General features: G+C 69.8%; 12 protein-coding genes. All 12 read left to right on the top strand.

The features are described 5' to 3' along the window. Window positions 1–232: transposase (locus tag AB0J80_RS38080; RefSeq protein ID WP_364714665.1), on the top strand; the 232-nt coding region annotated here is incomplete at its 5' end. Between the two features lie 511 nt (window positions 233–743). Continuing rightward, window positions 744–1,055 carry a transposase gene (locus AB0J80_RS38075; RefSeq protein ID WP_364714663.1) on the top strand — a complete coding sequence of 104 codons (312 nt, stop codon included), beginning with the start codon at window positions 744–746 and terminating at the stop codon, window positions 1,053–1,055. Then, on the top strand, window positions 1,052–1,978 hold the full coding sequence (locus tag AB0J80_RS38070; RefSeq protein WP_364714661.1) for an IS3 family transposase: 927 nt from the start codon (window positions 1,052–1,054) through the stop codon (window positions 1,976–1,978). Before AB0J80_RS38075 ends, AB0J80_RS38070 begins: the two co-directional genes overlap by 4 nt. A 51-nt stretch (window positions 1,979–2,029) precedes the next feature. Further along, complete coding sequence (locus tag AB0J80_RS38065) at window positions 2,030–2,380, top strand: helix-turn-helix transcriptional regulator (RefSeq protein ID WP_364714660.1); 351 nt, start codon at window positions 2,030–2,032, stop codon at window positions 2,378–2,380. A 231-nt stretch (window positions 2,381–2,611) separates the two neighbouring features. After that, window positions 2,612–5,197, top strand: a complete 2,586-nt coding sequence (gene lanKC, locus AB0J80_RS38060) for a class III lanthionine synthetase LanKC (protein ID WP_364714658.1) — start codon at window positions 2,612–2,614, stop codon at window positions 5,195–5,197. A 377-nt stretch (window positions 5,198–5,574) separates the two neighbouring features. After that, window positions 5,575–6,813: an MFS transporter gene (locus AB0J80_RS38055; protein WP_364714656.1), complete on the top strand. Its 1,239-nt coding sequence runs from the start codon at window positions 5,575–5,577 to the stop codon at window positions 6,811–6,813. A 103-nt stretch (window positions 6,814–6,916) separates the two neighbouring features. Then, a complete protein-coding gene (locus AB0J80_RS38050; protein ID WP_364714655.1) occupies window positions 6,917–7,129 on the top strand; it encodes a hypothetical protein in 213 nt (70 codons plus the stop codon). Between the two features lie 168 nt (window positions 7,130–7,297). After that, a complete protein-coding gene (locus tag AB0J80_RS38045; RefSeq protein ID WP_364714654.1) occupies window positions 7,298–7,474 on the top strand; it encodes a hypothetical protein in 177 nt (58 codons plus the stop codon). A gap of 167 nt (window positions 7,475–7,641) precedes the next feature. Beyond that, on the top strand, window positions 7,642–10,470 hold the full coding sequence (locus tag AB0J80_RS38040) for a TIM-barrel domain-containing protein (RefSeq protein WP_364714652.1): 2,829 nt from the start codon (window positions 7,642–7,644) through the stop codon (window positions 10,468–10,470). Between the two features lie 1,667 nt (window positions 10,471–12,137). After that, window positions 12,138–14,114 carry an asparagine synthase (glutamine-hydrolyzing) gene (asnB, locus tag AB0J80_RS38035; protein ID WP_364714651.1) on the top strand — a complete coding sequence of 659 codons (1,977 nt, stop codon included), beginning with the start codon at window positions 12,138–12,140 and terminating at the stop codon, window positions 14,112–14,114. A gap of 101 nt (window positions 14,115–14,215) precedes the next feature. Beyond that, complete coding sequence (locus AB0J80_RS38030; protein ID WP_364714649.1) at window positions 14,216–14,746, top strand: SigE family RNA polymerase sigma factor; 531 nt, start codon at window positions 14,216–14,218, stop codon at window positions 14,744–14,746. Between the two features lie 47 nt (window positions 14,747–14,793). Continuing rightward, complete coding sequence (locus AB0J80_RS38025; RefSeq protein WP_364714647.1) at window positions 14,794–15,969, top strand: hypothetical protein; 1,176 nt, start codon at window positions 14,794–14,796, stop codon at window positions 15,967–15,969. Window positions 15,970–16,422 lie beyond the last annotated feature (453 nt).

The raw sequence follows: 16,422 nt of genomic DNA, 5'->3' as shown, positions 1-16,422 counted from the left end.
GCAAGAGCGCCTCTACCGCGAGATCCGCCGCCGCACCGACGTCGTCGGGATCTTCCCCGACCGCCACGCACTCATTCGCCTCGTCGGCGCCGTCCTGGCCGAACAACACGACGAATGGACCGAAGGCCGCCGCTACCTCGGCCTCGACGTCCTCGCCAAATCCCGCCTCACCCTCATCGTCACCGACGCCCAGGAGGCCACCACCGACGATCTACCAGCGCTCAGCGCATAACCAACAACGAAGAATCACGCGCGAACGCCAAACACCACTCCACGGGACTTGACCCGGGCTGTTCGTCGGCCTGGCAAGTATGGCCTGGGGGGTGGTCGGTGCGGTTGGTGCTCGCCGGCAGGGTGGCGGGCAGTCGGTGACTGATTCGAGCGTCGGAGGTGGAGTCGCCCAGGTCCGTGGTGTACGCGGCAGTGTGCGCATCGGTCCGGACCCGTCGCCTAACACGCCGCCGGCTTCGGCGGCTCCCCTGCCAGCACCGGCGTCGCCGTCGTCGTCGGCGGTGTCCCCGCCAGCCGATGGCGGCGGTCAGTCGGTGACACGCTCGTCGACGGAGGGCCCGGTGCGCCAGGTTGATGATGTGGGCGGCGATGTGGACATCGACCGGTGACCCGTTGGTGGCCGCGGCCGAATCCGGGGCAGACGGTGACCGGCAGTGTGGTCTTCGGTGAGTTCCCCCCGCTTTCATGGAGCTCCTTGATCATGGTCTGATGACCATGGGGAGGAAGCATCTGTGGCAGCACCGAAGAAGTACCCCGACGAGCTGCGAGCGCGGGCGGTGCGCCTGTATCGCGAGTCGGACCCGAAGCCGGTGATCCGGCAGCTGGCCGAGCAGCTGGGTGTGCATCACGAGGCGCTCAGGAACTGGATCCGGCAGGCCGAGGCGGACGCGGGTGAGCGGCGTGACCGGCCGAGTACGGACGTGCTGGAGGAGAACCGCCGGCTGGCCAAGGAGAACGCGGAGCTGCGCCGGGCCAACGAGATCCTGAAGGCGGCGAGCGCGTATTTCGCGGCGGAGCTCGACCCGACCCGGCGACGGTCATGACGTTCATCGACGAACACTCGGACCGCTTCGCGGTCGCGCTCCTGCTACGGGTCCTGCAGATTGGCGAGTCGACCTACTACGCGTGGAAGCAGCAGGCCGCGCAGCCCTGCGACCGGGACCTGGTCGACCTCGCTCTGATCAGCAACATCCATGAGATCTGGGAAGCGTCCGGACGCACCTACGGCGCCGACCGGGTGCACCGGCAGCTGCGCCGCGACGGCATCCGAGTCGGCCGCAAACGCGTCGAGCGGCTGATGAAGCAGCAGGGCTGGCAGGGCGCGTTCCTGCGCCGCGGCTGGCGTGGCGGCTCCACCCGGCAGGACCCGCGGCACACCCCGGCACCGGACTTGGTCAACCGAGACTTCACCCCGGCCGCGCCGAACCGGTTGTGGGTCGACGACGCCACCCGGATCCCGTGCGGAGAGGGCGCGTTCTGGCTCGCCGCGGTCCGCGACGTCTTCTCCCGCCGGATCGTGGGCTGGAAGACCTCCGACCGGTGTGACACCGACCTGATCCTGTCCGCGCTCGAGTACGGCATCTGGTCGCGTGACGTCCGCGACGGCCAGCTCATCCACCACTCCGATAGGGGCTCGAACTACACGTCGTTCCGCTTCTCGCAACGCCTTGCCGACAACGGAATCGCGGCCTCGATAAGGTCGGTCGGCGACTCCTCCGACAACGCGCTGATGGAGAACTTCTGGTCCACCCTGAAGATCGAACTGGTCTACCGCACCAGCTGGCGGACCCGCGACGAGGCCGAGAACGCCCTGTTCGCCTACATCGATGGCTGGTACAACACCCGCCGCATCCAACGCGAGCTCGGCTACCTCAGCCCGGACGAGTACGAGACCGCCTGGCACGCTCGACAAACCACCCAGACCCCAGCAGACATCATCACCCCTGCCCCGACCGGCGGCAGCTAACCACCGCTCCATCAAAGCGGGGGAATCTCAATCGCCCGTACCCTCGATATCGTGGCGGGCGGCGGGGCGCGACCGCTCGAGGAGGGCGCGCACGAGCTTCGCCGGCGACTCGGTAATCGGACCGACGCCGTGGCCGAGTGGGCCGGGGTGAAACTGACCCGTCGTGAAGCCGAGGTCGCCGCCCACATCGCGGCGGGGCATTCCAATCCCGAGATCGCTGATCGGCTGGTGCTCAGCGTGCGCACCGTGCAGACGCACGTGTCGCGGATATACACGAAGCTCGGCGTGACCACCCGGGCGACGGCGGTGAGCCGCCTGGCGCGCGGGCGCGACGTTCCGGAGGTCGTCGGCAATCGCGGCGGGGGCCGGCCGGGCGCGCGAGGGGCTGAGCGGCGCCGCTGACGGCGGTGGGCTCTTCGCCGACAAATCGCGATTTCCGACAGCTTTGCCCGCCTCGTCGGCGGCCGGTGCGGCGCGCCTTGCGGAGGTGCGGCGAACCGTCACCCGTACGTCGCCCCGGAACACGTAGGTGAGGGAACTACGTGTGCGTACGGATGCCCAAGTTGATCTATGGACGGCAATGTCTGTTACGGAATTCGTACAGGCGCCGGACCACGGCGGGGGAGGGGCACCATGAACCCGGAGAAGAATCTGCTGTTCTGTCTGGCCGACCCTCGCTTCTTCGACACGCCGGCGCGCATGCCGGACGGCGCTGGCCGGTTCGCCGCCGCCGATCGAGCGTTGCCGCAGGGCTGGGCCGCCACCGAGCAGAACGTCTGGGTGGTGCTCAAGGCCCCCGATGCCCCGCTTCCGCCACAGGGCTGGAAGATCCACGTGGCGGGCACACTGTCGGACGCCGAGCGGGTGCTGGACCTCGTGTGGGACTTCTGCACCGCGCGCGGCCTGAACTTCAAGTTCCTCCGCAGCCGGTCGGCCGCACTGGCGGTGAACAGCAAGACCGTGTCGCGCAGCAGCGGCGGCAAGCTGGTGACGATCTACCCGGTCGACGAGGATCAGCTCACCGAGGCGCTGACCGGCCTCGCGGCGCTCCTCGACGGCAGCGCCGGGCCGTACATTCTCGGCGACCTGCGGTACGGAGCGGGTCCGTTGCACGTCCGCTACGGCGCGTTCATCCCGCTCTACTGCCCGGACGAGGCGGGCGAGCCGGAGCCAGCCCGGTACGGCCCCGACGGCCACCTTGTCCCTGACGTGCGGGGGCCGGTGTTCCAAGTTCCGGACGGCGTGGCCCTGCCCGAGGTGCTGCGACCCCATCTGGACGCCCTGCACCGCGACGCCACGGAGTTTCCGTACCAGGTGGAGCAGGCCCTGCACTTCTCCAACAGCGGTGGCATCTACCTCGCGGTGAAGACGGACACCGGCGAGCGGGTCGTGCTCCGGGAGGCCCGGCCGCACGCCGGCCTGGACGCGGCGGGCGAGGATGCGGTGGCCCGGCTGGGCCGGGAACGCGCCGCGCTCACCCGCCTGGCGGGCCTTTCCTGCGTCCCGGCGGTATTCGGGTACCGCGTGTGCTGGGAGCACCACTTCCTGGAGCAGGAGTACGTCGACGGGCGGCTCGTGATCACGGAAATGTTCGCGCGCTACCCATTCGTGCATCCCGATCCGAGCCCCGAAGCCCTCGCCGAGTACCGGTCCTGGGCCATGAATGTCGTCGACCAGGTGCAGGACGCGCTGTCGGCCATCCACGCCCGGGGCGTACGCTTCGGCGACCTGCATCCGGGCAACATCATGCTGCGGCCCGACGGCACTGTTGTACTGATCGACTTCGAGTCGGCCGGGGACCTGGCGGAGCCGCTGCCCCCGGCGCTGGGGGTGCCCGGATTCGCGGCTCCGGCCGGCTGCACCGGAGCGGATGTCGATCTCTTCGCCCTGGACTGCCTGCGGCTGTACCTCCTGCTGCCGATGACCCAGCTGATCGCACTCGAACCGGGCACGGTGCCGACGCTGGCGCGGGCCGCCGGGGAACTGTTCGGCGCGCCCGTATCCCTCGGCCCGCGGCTGCGCCGCCTGGTCGACCGGACGCGACGCGACCCGGGCGCGGACCCGGCGGAGGAAGCAGCCGCCCGCTTCGCGCAGGCCGAGCCGGACTGGCCGGGCATCCGGGACGCCCTGGTCGGCGGAATCCGCGCCAGCGCCACGCTGGAGCGCGCCGACCGGCTCTTCCCCGGCGATCCCGCCCAGTTCGTCACCGGAGGTGTCACGCTGCGCACCGGGGCCGCGGGAGTCCTGCTCGCCCTGCACCGGGTGGGCGCGGACGTGCCCGACGAATACGTCCGGTGGCTGGCCGGCGCGGCGCGTCGGTACACCGGGAAGGTGACCACCGGGCTGTACGACGGCCTGCACGGCGTGGCGTTGACGCTCGACCTGCTCGGCCGCTGCGACGAGGCCCTGGACATGCTGGATCGCGCCCGGGCGTCGGACGACCGGGTGGCGGCCGCCGGCATCGTCAACGGCGCGGCGGGAGTCGCGTTGAACCTGCTGCACTTCTGGCGCCGTACCGGCGACAACGCGCTGTGGGATGCGGCCGCGCGTGCGGGCGAGGAACTGGCGGCCCTGATCCGGGGTGACGCCGCCCCACCGCACCTGCGGCTGCCCGCGCGGGTGGGGCTGACGCGCGGGCTGGCCGGCCCGGCGCTGTTGCTCATCCACCTGTACGCCGAGACGGGCGAGAGCAGGTACCTCGACGCGGCGGCCACGGCGCTGCGACGCGATCTCGACCGGTGCGTCTGGCTGGCGGACGGCACGCTCCAGGTGCGCGACGACACCACCCACCTGCTCTATCTGGAGGACGGCAGCGGCGGCCTGGCCATGGTGCTGCGGGAGTATCTGCGCTACCGCGACGATCCCCGGTTCGCCGCGGCGGTGGCCGGCGTGCGGCGCGGTTGCCGCGCCGGCTACATCTTCCAACCCGGCCTCATGCAGGGGCGGGCCGGTCTGATCGCGGTGCTCAACCACCTGGCGGAGCCCGACGACCGGGCGGTCATGCTCGAGCACGTCCGCCGGCTGCGCTGGCACGCGTTGCCGCACGGCCAGCACCTGGCGTTTCCCGGAGCCGCGTTGCAGCGGCTGTCCATGGACCTGGCGACCGGCTCGGCGGGGGTTCTGCTCGCCCTGCACGCGGTGTTCGACGGGGGATCTGTTCTGCCCTTCGTCGACACCCGGTCGCCGGCAACCACATCACTGTGGACCGAGGGGAGGTGAAAGAGATGGCCCAGATCCTCGTTCTGCAGGGTCTGAAGCCGGCGAAGCCGGCCAAGGACTGTGCCTGCATCAGCCTGATCAGCAGCCACGCCGCGTACTAGGAACGGTTGCCGACAACCGCGCCGCTGTGGACCGAGGGGAGGTGAAGGAAATGGCCCAGATTCTCGTTCTGCAGGGTCTGAAGCCGGCGAAGCCGGCCAAGGACTGTGCCTGCATCAGCCTGATCAGCAGCCACTTCGCGTACTAGGAACGGTTGCGAAGGTTCGGGGCTCGTCCCGGCCGCGGCCGGGAGCGGCTCGTCCGCGGGTGGTCCCCGCGGGCGAGCCGCTCCCCGACCAGGGACATCGCCAGGGGACGTGAGAGAGCGAGGGGGACGTATGGCTCCGGTGCCGTTGCGGGCCAACCGGGACTTCCGACTGCTGTGGGTCGGTGGCCTGTTTTCCGCGCTGGCCTCCCAGCTCCTCGCGCTCGCCGCCCCACTGCTCGTGCTCGCGCAGACCGGGTCCGCCACCGCCGCCGGCCTGGTCGGTTCAGTCTCGGCCGTGACGTTGCTGGTCACCGCGTTGCCGGGCGGTGCCGTCGCGGACGCCACCGAGCGCCGGCGGTTGATGCTCGCCTGCCAGCTCGGCGCGATCGCCGTGGCCGGCCTGCTCGCCGTCGCGGTCGCGGCCGGCCGGTCGCCGGTCGTGCTGGTGACGGTCACCAACAGCGCCATCATCGCGCTGGGCGCGCTGCACTCGCCGGCGACGGTCGCCCTGCTGCGGGCGGCGGTGCCCGCCGATGACCTCGCGACCGCCACCGCCCGGATGCAGGCCCGTACGGCGGCCGCCCGGCTGGTCGGCCCGCTGGTCGGCGGGGCGCTGTTCGGGATGTCGCCCGCGCTGCCGTTCGTCGTGACGGTCGTCGGTCTCGCGCTCTCGATCGGGTGTCTGCTCCTGGTGCGCGCCCGCGCCGCCCCCCGGCCCGGGGCAGCTGCCCCGCTCGCGCCACGCGAAGTCGTCGGTGGCCTGGTGTTCCTCTGGCGACAGGCGTATCTGCGCACCATCCTGGTCATCTTCGGCACCGGGATGAACATGGCGTTCAGCGGGGTGATGCTGGCCTCGATCGCGACAACCGCCGGTGCCGACCACTCGGGTAAGTCCAGCGGCGTGGTCGTGGCGCTCACCGCCGGGGGCTCGCTTGTCGGGTCGTTGCTCGCGCCGCGGCTACGGGTCCAGGAGCGACCGCAGACCGTGATCGTGCTGTGTTGCTGGGTCTGTGCCGTGCTCGTGCCGGCGCTTGCCCTGACGCGGGCTCCTCTGGTCATCGGCCTGCTGTTGGCGCCGTGCATGTTCGTGGCAGCGTTGGGCAACGTCGCGTTCGCCACAACGATGCTCCTGCTCACGCCGCCGGACCTGACCGGGCGGGTGCAGAGCGCGGCCGGTTTCCTGTCGATGATCGCGCAGCCGGTCGGTCCGCTGGTCGGTGGTGTACTGCTGGACCGCATCGGCGCGCCCGCGACGTTCGGCGTCTTTGCCGCGGTCATGGCGGTGGCGGCGGTCGTCGTGACCGTCTCCCCGTCGGCGCCGCCGGTCGCGAGCCTTGCGGCTACAGCGGTGCGCAGGGACCGCGGGTGATCATGCCCGGAGGTTCCGCCGCTGTGCCAGGCTGCTCACGGCCGGCGCCACTGACGCGGCAGCGAATGGATTCCTTCTACTGCTGCCACACCGGGTCCGTGTCGTGATCGAGTGCGACGGCAAGCAGCACTACGCGGACGACGACGGCCGGGCAAGTCCCCGCCGCTATGCCGAGATGATGACTGAAGACCGCGAGCTACGGCTCAACGGTTACGAGGTCTACCGCTTTGGAGGCGCTGACCTCGTCGACGGCCCGGAGACGGTACGCCGCCTCGACGCCTTCTTCGACCGGCTCGCCATCCGCCATGCTGCTTGAACGCCGGCTATGAGCTGTGGCCGGCACGCTGCGGACTACATCAGCGCGACATCCATGTCGACGAGTTGGTATGGGTAATGGTTCGTGTCGCCCCCCGGACGCTGCCGATGAACCGATCCATGCGCAAGCGGATCGACCACTTTCTGAGCGCGCCGCAGGACGTTCATCTTGGATAGCGACCGGCTCAGTGCCTTCGCAGATGTCTTCTCCGCTGTCGGTGGCGTCGACGCATTCTGGTCGACCTTCTGCTCCTGCGGCGAGAGCGCCGCCGGAGCCGACCGCGCCGAGGGCGAACGACGCGGCCAGGCCGAGCGAATCAGCGCATGGGTCGAGCTGGACCGCTAGGTAAAAGGCGGCCCTGACCTGGCGTTTGGGGCGGCCCCGCTATGACTCGATCCGAGTCTGCCGAACCGTGGGCGCATCAGAATCCATAGATAGAGATAAATGCTACGATCACGTCCGACGCCGACGATGCCGGCGCCGCGCGATTCGCCCTGAACATGGAGGACTCGATGCGCTACGTCGACCGGTCCGCGAAGCTCGCCGCCATCACGGCCCTGGCGACAGTGACGGCCATGGTTGGTAGCCCGGGGTTGTCGGCGCAGGCGTCCATTGCTGGCCGGAGCGCGGCCAGCGCGTTGATCGTCTCTGGGAACGCTCGGTTCGACGTGCTGTCGCCGACGCTGATCCGCACGGAGTACGCCGGCGACGCGCGTTTCGTCGACGCCGGCACCGTCAATGTCGTCAACCGCGGCGGGTTCCCGCGACCACCGGTCACCAGCCAGACGCTGGACGGCTGGCTGACCATCGACACCGGTGCCGTCACGTTGCGGTACCGGGTGGGCTCCGGGCCATTCGGCTCGGACAACCTGACGGTCCGACTCCGCAGCGGTGCGCAGCCGGTCGAGGCCGCGCCGTGGGCCAGCCACGCCCCTCCGTCGTGTGCGGTCGGTAGCCTGTGCGAGGCCGAGTCCGCTGCACTGGACGGTGTCGCAGTCGCCAGTGACCACCCCGGCTACACCGGGGCCGGCTTCACCGCCGGCTTCGAATCGGCCGGCAACGCCTTGACCTACGCGGTGTCCGTCGCCGATGCGGGCACCTACGAGTACGCGGTCCGCTACGCCAACTTCGTCGGCAGCGACGGGCAGAACACTACGCGCTCGCTCACAATCTCCGTAGATGGCACCGCCGGCTCGCCGCTAAGTCTGCCCAGCACGGGATCCTGGGATGCCTGGGCGGTCGTCCGAGTGCCCCTGACTCTCACCGCCGGCCGGCACGCAATCACGCTGCGGCGCGGGTCAAGCGACTCCGGCAGGGTGAACGTGGACAGTGTCACCCTGATCCGCCCGGGCCAGGCCTATCCGGCCCCGGCCCCGGGGCAGCCACAGCCGTGCGCGTTCGGCGCGCTGTGCGAGGCGGAGACCGGCGCCCTGGCCGGCGGCGCGACGCCGGCCACCGACCACAACGGCTACGCGGGCGCGGGATTCCTCGCCGGCCTGGAGCGCGCCGGGGCCTCGGACACGCTGACCGTGACGGGCGTGCCGGCGGCCGGCCTATACCAGCTGCAGATGCGCTACGCCAACGCCCGTGCCGGCGCGCAGCCGTTGCGGTCCCGCAATGTGACCGTGCAGGTGGGCAACGGCACGCCCACGACCGCCACACTTGCGCCGACCAGCGGGTGGGACTACTGGCGCACGGTGGCCACGCCCGTCACACTCGCCGCCGGCACAAACACCGTGAAGCTCGGCTGCCCCACCGACGACAGCTGCAACGTGAACATCGACACGGTCGCCGTGACCCCGTCCGGCACACCGCTGTTGGCACCGCACGCGCCGCTCGGCGGGTACCGCCGCTCCCTCGACGGCGTGGACGGCTCCGCTGTCACCAATGCCGGCATCCTCTACGCGGACGGCTGGTCGCTGCTAGACGACACCGCAGCGGCGCAGTTCGACCCGGGCACCCGTAGTGTCACCCAACGCCTGACCCACACCGGCGGCTACCAGGACGGGTATGTCTTCGCCTACGGTCAGGACCACGCTCGGGCGCTGCGCGAGCTCAACACCCTCACCGGACCGACAGCCCTGCTGCCCCAGTGGGCCTACGGCGTGTGGTACTCCGAGTACTTCGACCGCACGGCGGCCGACTACCGGGCGATCGTGGACCGGTTCCGCGCCGAGGGCGTCCCGCTCGACGTACTGGTGATCGACACCGACTTCAAGCGGGACGACAAGTGGAACGGCTGGGAGATCGACCCGACGAGGTTCCCGGACCCGAGGGGCTTCTTCGACTGGCTGCACGCACAAGGGGCGCACACCACCCTGAACATCCACCCCAGCATCCGCGGCGCCGACCCGAAGTTCGCTGCGGCCCAGGTCACCGCCAAGGGCAAGCTGCAGCGCACCGGCTGCAACAGCGGCCCGGACTGCTACACCTTCGACTGGGCCGACCGGGATCAGCTCGCCGCCTACATGGACCTGCACCGGGCCATGGCGCCGACCGGCGTGGACTTCTGGTGGCTGGATTGGTGCTGTGACTCCTCCCGGTCGACGCTGGCCGGCATCAGCCCGGACGCCTGGATCAACCTGCAGTACGCCGCCGAGAAGGGCTTCGCGTTCTCCCGCGCGTACGGATCCCTGCAGACCGGCGCGGCGCCATCGCCAGTAGGCCCCTGGGCCGACAAGCGCAGCACCCTGCACTTCACCGGCGACACCATCTCCAACTGGGAGACGCTGCGGTTCGAGGTCGGCTACACGCCCGGGGAGTCTGCCGCGACCGGCCTGGCGGCCGTGAGCCACGACATCGGCGGCCACACGTTCGGCCTGCAGGAGCCGGGTAGCGAACCGGGCAGCACCAAGCTGCCCGACGACTTGTACGCGCGCTGGGTGCAGTTCGGCACGTTCCAACCGATCGACCGGCTGCACTCCAACCACAGCGACCGCCTGCCCTGGCAGTACGGGCCGGCCGCCCGGGCGTCCGCCACGAAGTTCCTGCGCCTACGGCAGCAGTTGTTGCCGTACACGTACAACGCCGCCGCCGAGGCGAACCGGACCGGGATGCCGATGACCCGGCCGATGTATCTCGCCTACCCCAGCGAGCAGGAGGCGTACGCGACCGCCGGAGCGCAGTACATGTATGGCCCCGACTTCCTGGTGGCGCCGGTCACCGAGGCGGGCACCAGCGCCACCTCGACGGTCTGGTTCCCGCCGGGCAGTACGTGGACCGACTACTTCACCGGCAGGACGTACGCCGGCGGCACCACCCAACAGGTCACCACCACGTTGGACACCATGCCGGTGTTCGTGCGGTCCGGTGGCAAAGTGCCGACCGGCTCAGGCAACTGATCTGGTTCTCGCCCACGGCCACATGACCGCGAGGCCCACCGTGAACGCTTCCGCGAAGCGGTGGCGTCTGCGCGGCACCCTCACGAGGTCAGCGAGGCCGGATTCTTCATAGCGAGCGTCGGCGTGTCGACGATCGCGCCCAGCCCGCACGCGCCGACGCCGCGTTGTTCGAGATCAAACGACGTGGCCACAATGAGGCCTGCCCCCGAGGCCGCGATGCAGGTCCGTCTCAGTGCGTACGACGGCGACCTCGCGTTCGGATCCGTTGGTGCCGTGTGGAGCGGCCGCGTCGATGGAGCCCTCGGTGCCGGTACGGGAAGGTGAGGTCAACGCCGGGGGCAATCGCTCAGTTGCGAAGGAGCAGCGGCAGCGTTCTCTGGGCGATCACCGTGTGCGTATCTACGGTGTCGGTCCTCGGACACAATCGATCAAGCGGTGAGCTGCGGTTTCGCCGTGGGCGTTATTTCAGGCGGTTGCGTTCCTCGAGGTCAGCGCCGTGGGAGTGCAAGTCGGTCTCCGACACGGCGGCTCCGAACACCGGCCCTGCCCCAGACCGGCTCAACGACCTTGCTGCCCGCTACGTCAGTGCGATGTTGGTGTGTGTTTCCGTACCAGGAGTCCTGGCGCATCTCGCACGGCGTCTCACGAGTTCTGGCGTCACCCACCATGTCCATCAAATGTTCGCTCATGCCGAAGTCAAGGACGCCTGACTGCCATGACGGCGGCCATTCCATGCGTCATGTGCTCGGGGGAGAAGAGCCAGTCGCACGTGCCCTGGGTCGGCGACGATCAGGGTGCCCTGACGGGAGGCTGCGCCGCTTGTCCGGCTCGATCACCGCCTGAGCGGTCAGTTCACCAGGGAGCCCCGTGCAGGTCGGGGCGGACGGGTTCTTCACGGTGTCGCCGCCGGCGAGCCGCAGCGTTAGCGGAGCGTCCGTCACGCCAGTGGGGGGCTTCCGTGCACAGGTATGTGCGAGGTGCTCTCTCGTCATCGAAGACCATTCTCGAGACGGATGGCGTCCGGCCGATTGCTGCTGATGCGGGGGATCGCCGACTGAGTGAGTCTTTGAGATGGTCTTCGAGGGCCAGCGCCGGAGGTGGTAGGCCGGGTGGGTTACTGATCCTCAGCTCTCGGTGGCAAGCTGGCCGGAGGTCGAGTCTTACCAGGCCTGCCGAGGTGACTCTGAAACCACGCCGTTGCAGGTAGAAGTCTTGTAGGTGCGCCTCGAAGTCGACGTGTAGCCATACGCGGCGGACAGGGTCCTTCCACCGAAACTCGAGCGGCCCGCCGGACCGCACGGCCCGGTGTAGTCGCTAGCGGCGCGAAGGCGTCCACGAGCGGTATCTGGTGACACGCTGCGGTGGCCGGCCGGTGACGGCTCGCCACGGCGGCTGTTCCCGGTGCAGCCCGCCAGACCCTACGTCTGGCGGGCTTTCGGGCGGCTCGTCTCGCCGCTTGTGCTCCAGGAGCGGTGGGAATGCCATCGCAGGGACGCAAGCCGGAGCACTTTTGGTTGTATCCCATCGAACAATTCACATTTCTGTCCGCGAGCCGGCAAGCCTCCCGTCTGCAGGGGTGGCGGCACCCGCCGTTGGAGAATCGAACGACAGGAATGACGATGTGCGGACTGCTCGCAGTTTTCGGCCCGCTGGCAGACGGCCCCGGCGTGGCTACCGCGACGGCTGCCGTCCGGTCGCTGTACCACCGCGGACCGGACGAGACCGAGGTGGTGCACGGCGCAGGCCACGTGTTGGCGTTCCAGCGCCTGGCTCTGGTCGATCCGACCGGCAGCCACCAGCCGCTGAGCTACCCGCCCAGCGGTCCGGACGCCGGACGGTACGTCGTGGTCTACAACGGCCAGCTCTACAACTACCGACAACTGCGCCGCTCGCTTATCGAACAGTACGGCGCGCAGTTCGACACGGATGGTGACACCGAGGTAGTGGCCGCAGCGCACTACTACTGGGGTGCCGCGGCGGCGCAGCAATTGCGGGGCATGTTCTCCTACGTGGTGTGGGACCGGCAGCTGGGCCGGATGAGCGGGGCCCGAGACCGGTTCGGCATCAAGCCGTTCTATTACCTGGCAACCGGCGACAGCCTGGTGGTGGCGAGCGAAAAGAAGGCACTGCTGCCGTTCGCCGGCCCGTCGCCCACCCTGGATCGCGCGGCGTTGTCGCAGTACCTCACGATGCAGTACGTTCCCGAACCCGCGACCATGCACACCGAGATCCGCAGGCTGTCCGCCGGTGGAACGCTGGACTTCACGCCTGGGAGCGAGCCCGTGCTCGGCCGGTACTGGCAGACCCGGTTCACGCCGGCGCGTCGCGGAGAGCTGGACGAGGTGGCGGGCCGGATCCGCGACGCACTGCGCGACAGCGTACGGGCGCACATGGTCGCGGACGTGCCGCTCGGGGCGTTTCTGTCCGGCGGCGTCGACTCGACCGGTGTGGTGGCTCTGGCGGCCGAGGTCGACCGGACCCTTCCGGTGTTTACCGTGGGATTCGACCTTCCAGGGTACTCGGAGCTGCACCTGGCCCGGCACTCGGCCGAGCACCTGGGGTTGCCGTTGACGGAGGTGCTCGTGAGTCCGCAGGACGCGATCGCCGCGCTGCCGCGCATCGTGTGGCACCTCGACGACCCTCTCGCCGATCCGTCCCTGGTGCCCTTGTACTTCCTGGCCCGCGAGGCTGCCCGGCAGGTCACGGTCGTGCTGTCCGGTGAGGGTGCCGACGAGCTGTTCGCCGGCTACCGGATCTACCGGGAACCGCTGTCGTTGGCCCCGCTGACCGCTCTGCCGCCGAAGCTGCGCCGGGGCCTCGCCGCGGTGTCGGCCGCGTTGCCCGACGGGGTGCGAGGCAAGAGCCTGCTCGAACGGGGCGCGGTCGACCTCGCCGAGCGGTACTACGGCAATGCCCGAATCTTCAGCGACGCCGGCAGGTCCGCGCTGCTCGGGGAGCACGCTTCCCAAATCCGGCATACAGCCGTGACAGGCCCGCTGTACGCCCAGGCCGCCGATGTGGATGAGGTGACCGCCATGCAGCACATCGACATGCACACTGGGCTTCCCGGCGACATCCTGACCAAGGCGGACCGGATGGCGATGGCCAATGCTCTGGATCTGCGGGTCCCGTTCCTGGACCCGGAGGTATTCGCGGTCGCCGCGACGGTGCCGACGGAGTTCAAGGTGAACCGGCAGGGCGACACGAAGATCGCGCTGCGGCACGCGCTGCGGGATCTGCTGCCGCCGGGTGCGGCCGACCGGACCAAGCTGGGCCTGCCGACACCGGTACGGGTGTGGCTGCACGGCGACTTCGGCGACTGGGTGGATGACGTGCTGGCTACCTCGGGCGCCCACACCCTGCTCAACCTGGAGTACGCCCGCGAACTGCTGCGCGCGCACCGCAGGGGCGAGGCGGACAACTCCCGCAAGGTATGGACCGTCCTGATCTTCTGCCTGTGGTACGCGATCTTCGTCGACCGAAGCCTCGACCCAGGCCCGGCTGAGCCGTCCGGGGCGGCACGCCGGCACGTGCCGCGGGGCACCGGTTCCACCCTGATACCGGCCATACCGGCACCCCGCGTCGCGGTCGAAGCGGGTACGCCGGTGACAGCGGTCCATCGGCTCAGCGCGGTGACGGCATGACGGTGACAGCGGTCTCATCGGTTGCTGCCGCCTGGCGCAGCGAACCGGCCCGTGACAGTCTCCTTGCCGCCGTGCCCCCGCGGGCCGGGCTAGGAGCGACGATGCGGGCCACCGAAGAGCAGGAGTACACCGAGTTCATCAAGGCGCGCCAACCGGCGCTGCGGCGACTCGCCTACCACCTGTGCGGCGACAGCCATCAGGCGGACGACCTGGTGCAGGAGACCGCGGTGAAGCTGTACGTGCGTTGGCCCGTCACCGATGTGCGCAACCTCGACGCCTACGTCAACGCCATCCTGGTCCGTACATTCCTCGACGAGCGCCGCCGCGGCTGGTGGCGGGTACGCCTGTTCGGTGGCGTCCTCGCCGACCGGGTGCACGAGGGCGGCTCGGACGCCGACGCCCGTACCACGGTGCGCGCCGCGCTGGCCACGCTGCCGTCCCGGCAGCAGGCTGTGCTGGTGCTGCGCTTCCTGTGCGACCTGCCCGTCACCGAGGTCGCGACTCTGCTGAACTGCTCACCCGGCACGGTCAAGAGCCAGACGGCGCACGGCCTAGAAGCGATGCGGCGGCGGCTGGGCGAGCGTTTCGAGACGTTCACCGAAAGTCCTACCGACACGGGAGCGGCGCGATGACCCCTCGACCCAACGGCGCGCCCGGCGAGCAGCATGCCGCCGCGCTGTTGCGCCACCTCGCCGGCGAGCCGGAACCGGGCGCCCGCTTCGACATGCAGCGTGCGATCACCGTGGGTCGTCGCCGGCGGCGCAACCGCCGGGTCACCGCCGTGGTCACCGCCGTTGCCGCCGCCGTGGTAGCCGTCACGGGCATCTCCACCGGACTGGCCGCACTGCCCCGGCATCCCGACCGGGGCCTCGCCGCACGCCCGAGCCCGGCGACGGTCCCTGACGGGTGTGTGGCGTCTTTACTGCCTCTAGCGCCGGGTCACAGCGCGCGAACCGAGGTGACAGGAGCCGACCCGAGCGGTCGCTGGACGGTGGGCCGTACCGCAGTTCCGAATGCTGACATCAACTACCTTCCGCTGATCTGGGACGGCAGCACGCTGCAACCCACGACCGAGCCGCCCGGTTTCAACGCGGAGCTGCACGACATCAACGGCTCCGGCGTCGCGGTCGGCGAGGCGGTCGGCGAGGCAGCAGATGCGGACCGCAACCCGCAGCCATACGCGTGGGTCGGCCACGCCTGGGTTCGGCTGCGCGGGGTCACCGCCGGACGCGCGATGGCGGTCAACGACGCCGGCGTCATTGTCGGTTACGCGCTGGACAACGACGGGCAACACCCGGTGCTGTGGCGATCGGCCACGGCTGAGCCGGTCCGGCTGCCGATGCCCGCCGGCTTCCTCACGGGCCAGGCGGTCAATGTGGATGACGACGGTACCGTCGTCGGCGAGCTGGTGGGCGCCGATACTATCCGGCCATACACATGGTCATCACTGACCGCACCCGGCGAGCTGGCTCCCCTGCCCAAGATCGACGGGAAGCCCGCCTATAGCTTCGAGGTCACAGACGCGCGGGGGGACTGGATCCTCGGTGCGGTGCAGCCAACGGGACAGGACGAGGACAACGACGTGCGGATTCCGTTCCGCTACCGGCGTTCGAACCACACCTTCGAGCAACTCGGCAGGGACGGGCAACCCATTGTCTACCGCGGCATCAACACTGCCGGGTGGGCGGTCGGTGCCGAACCCGCCGGCGCCTTCGTCCGCAGCCAGGGCAAGGTTGTGCGACTGCCGAGCACCGGGCTCGGCGAATATCCGCCCATCCCCCGGACGATCAGCGACGATGGTCACACCATCGTGGGAAGTCTGAAGTCAGGCCCACCAGTGATCTGGCGTTGCTGACCCGCAGCGCCGACGGGAAGGATCACCCGGCGTCCGGATGAGCTGAGCAGGAGCAGCCAGACGCGAGCAACCCGCCGTACGGAACGCCGCCGGTACCACCCGCGGCCCCGGCGACTGGGGCGTCGGGGACGTCCGGCGACCCGCGGTACCCGCGGGAGCTGCCACGATCAAAGCGCGGCTGCCATCCGGGCAGGTCCTCATCGGGCCCCATGGCGGCGACATATTCCTCTTCTGGGAGCCGGGCGTCTCCGTGGGAGGCGCTCTGCTCACCGCAGCCAGAACGGATAGCTCGGTCGTCGACACGGCCGTTGCCCCGCGCGCGGGCGCCTGAGCACCAGGATGCGATTCTGCTGCCGACCGAGTGCACTGACCGCTCGCTGCCTCGGCGTCGTGCGTGCCTAGGTCCGACTGCGTGCGCGGCTCGACACCACGCTTGACAACATATAACCGATC

The sequence above is a fragment of the Actinoplanes sp. NPDC049548 genome (assembly GCF_040676695.1).
In the GTDB taxonomy this organism is placed as follows: domain Bacteria; phylum Actinomycetota; class Actinomycetes; order Mycobacteriales; family Micromonosporaceae; genus Actinoplanes.
This window is presented reverse-complemented; position numbering and strand designations above follow the sequence as displayed.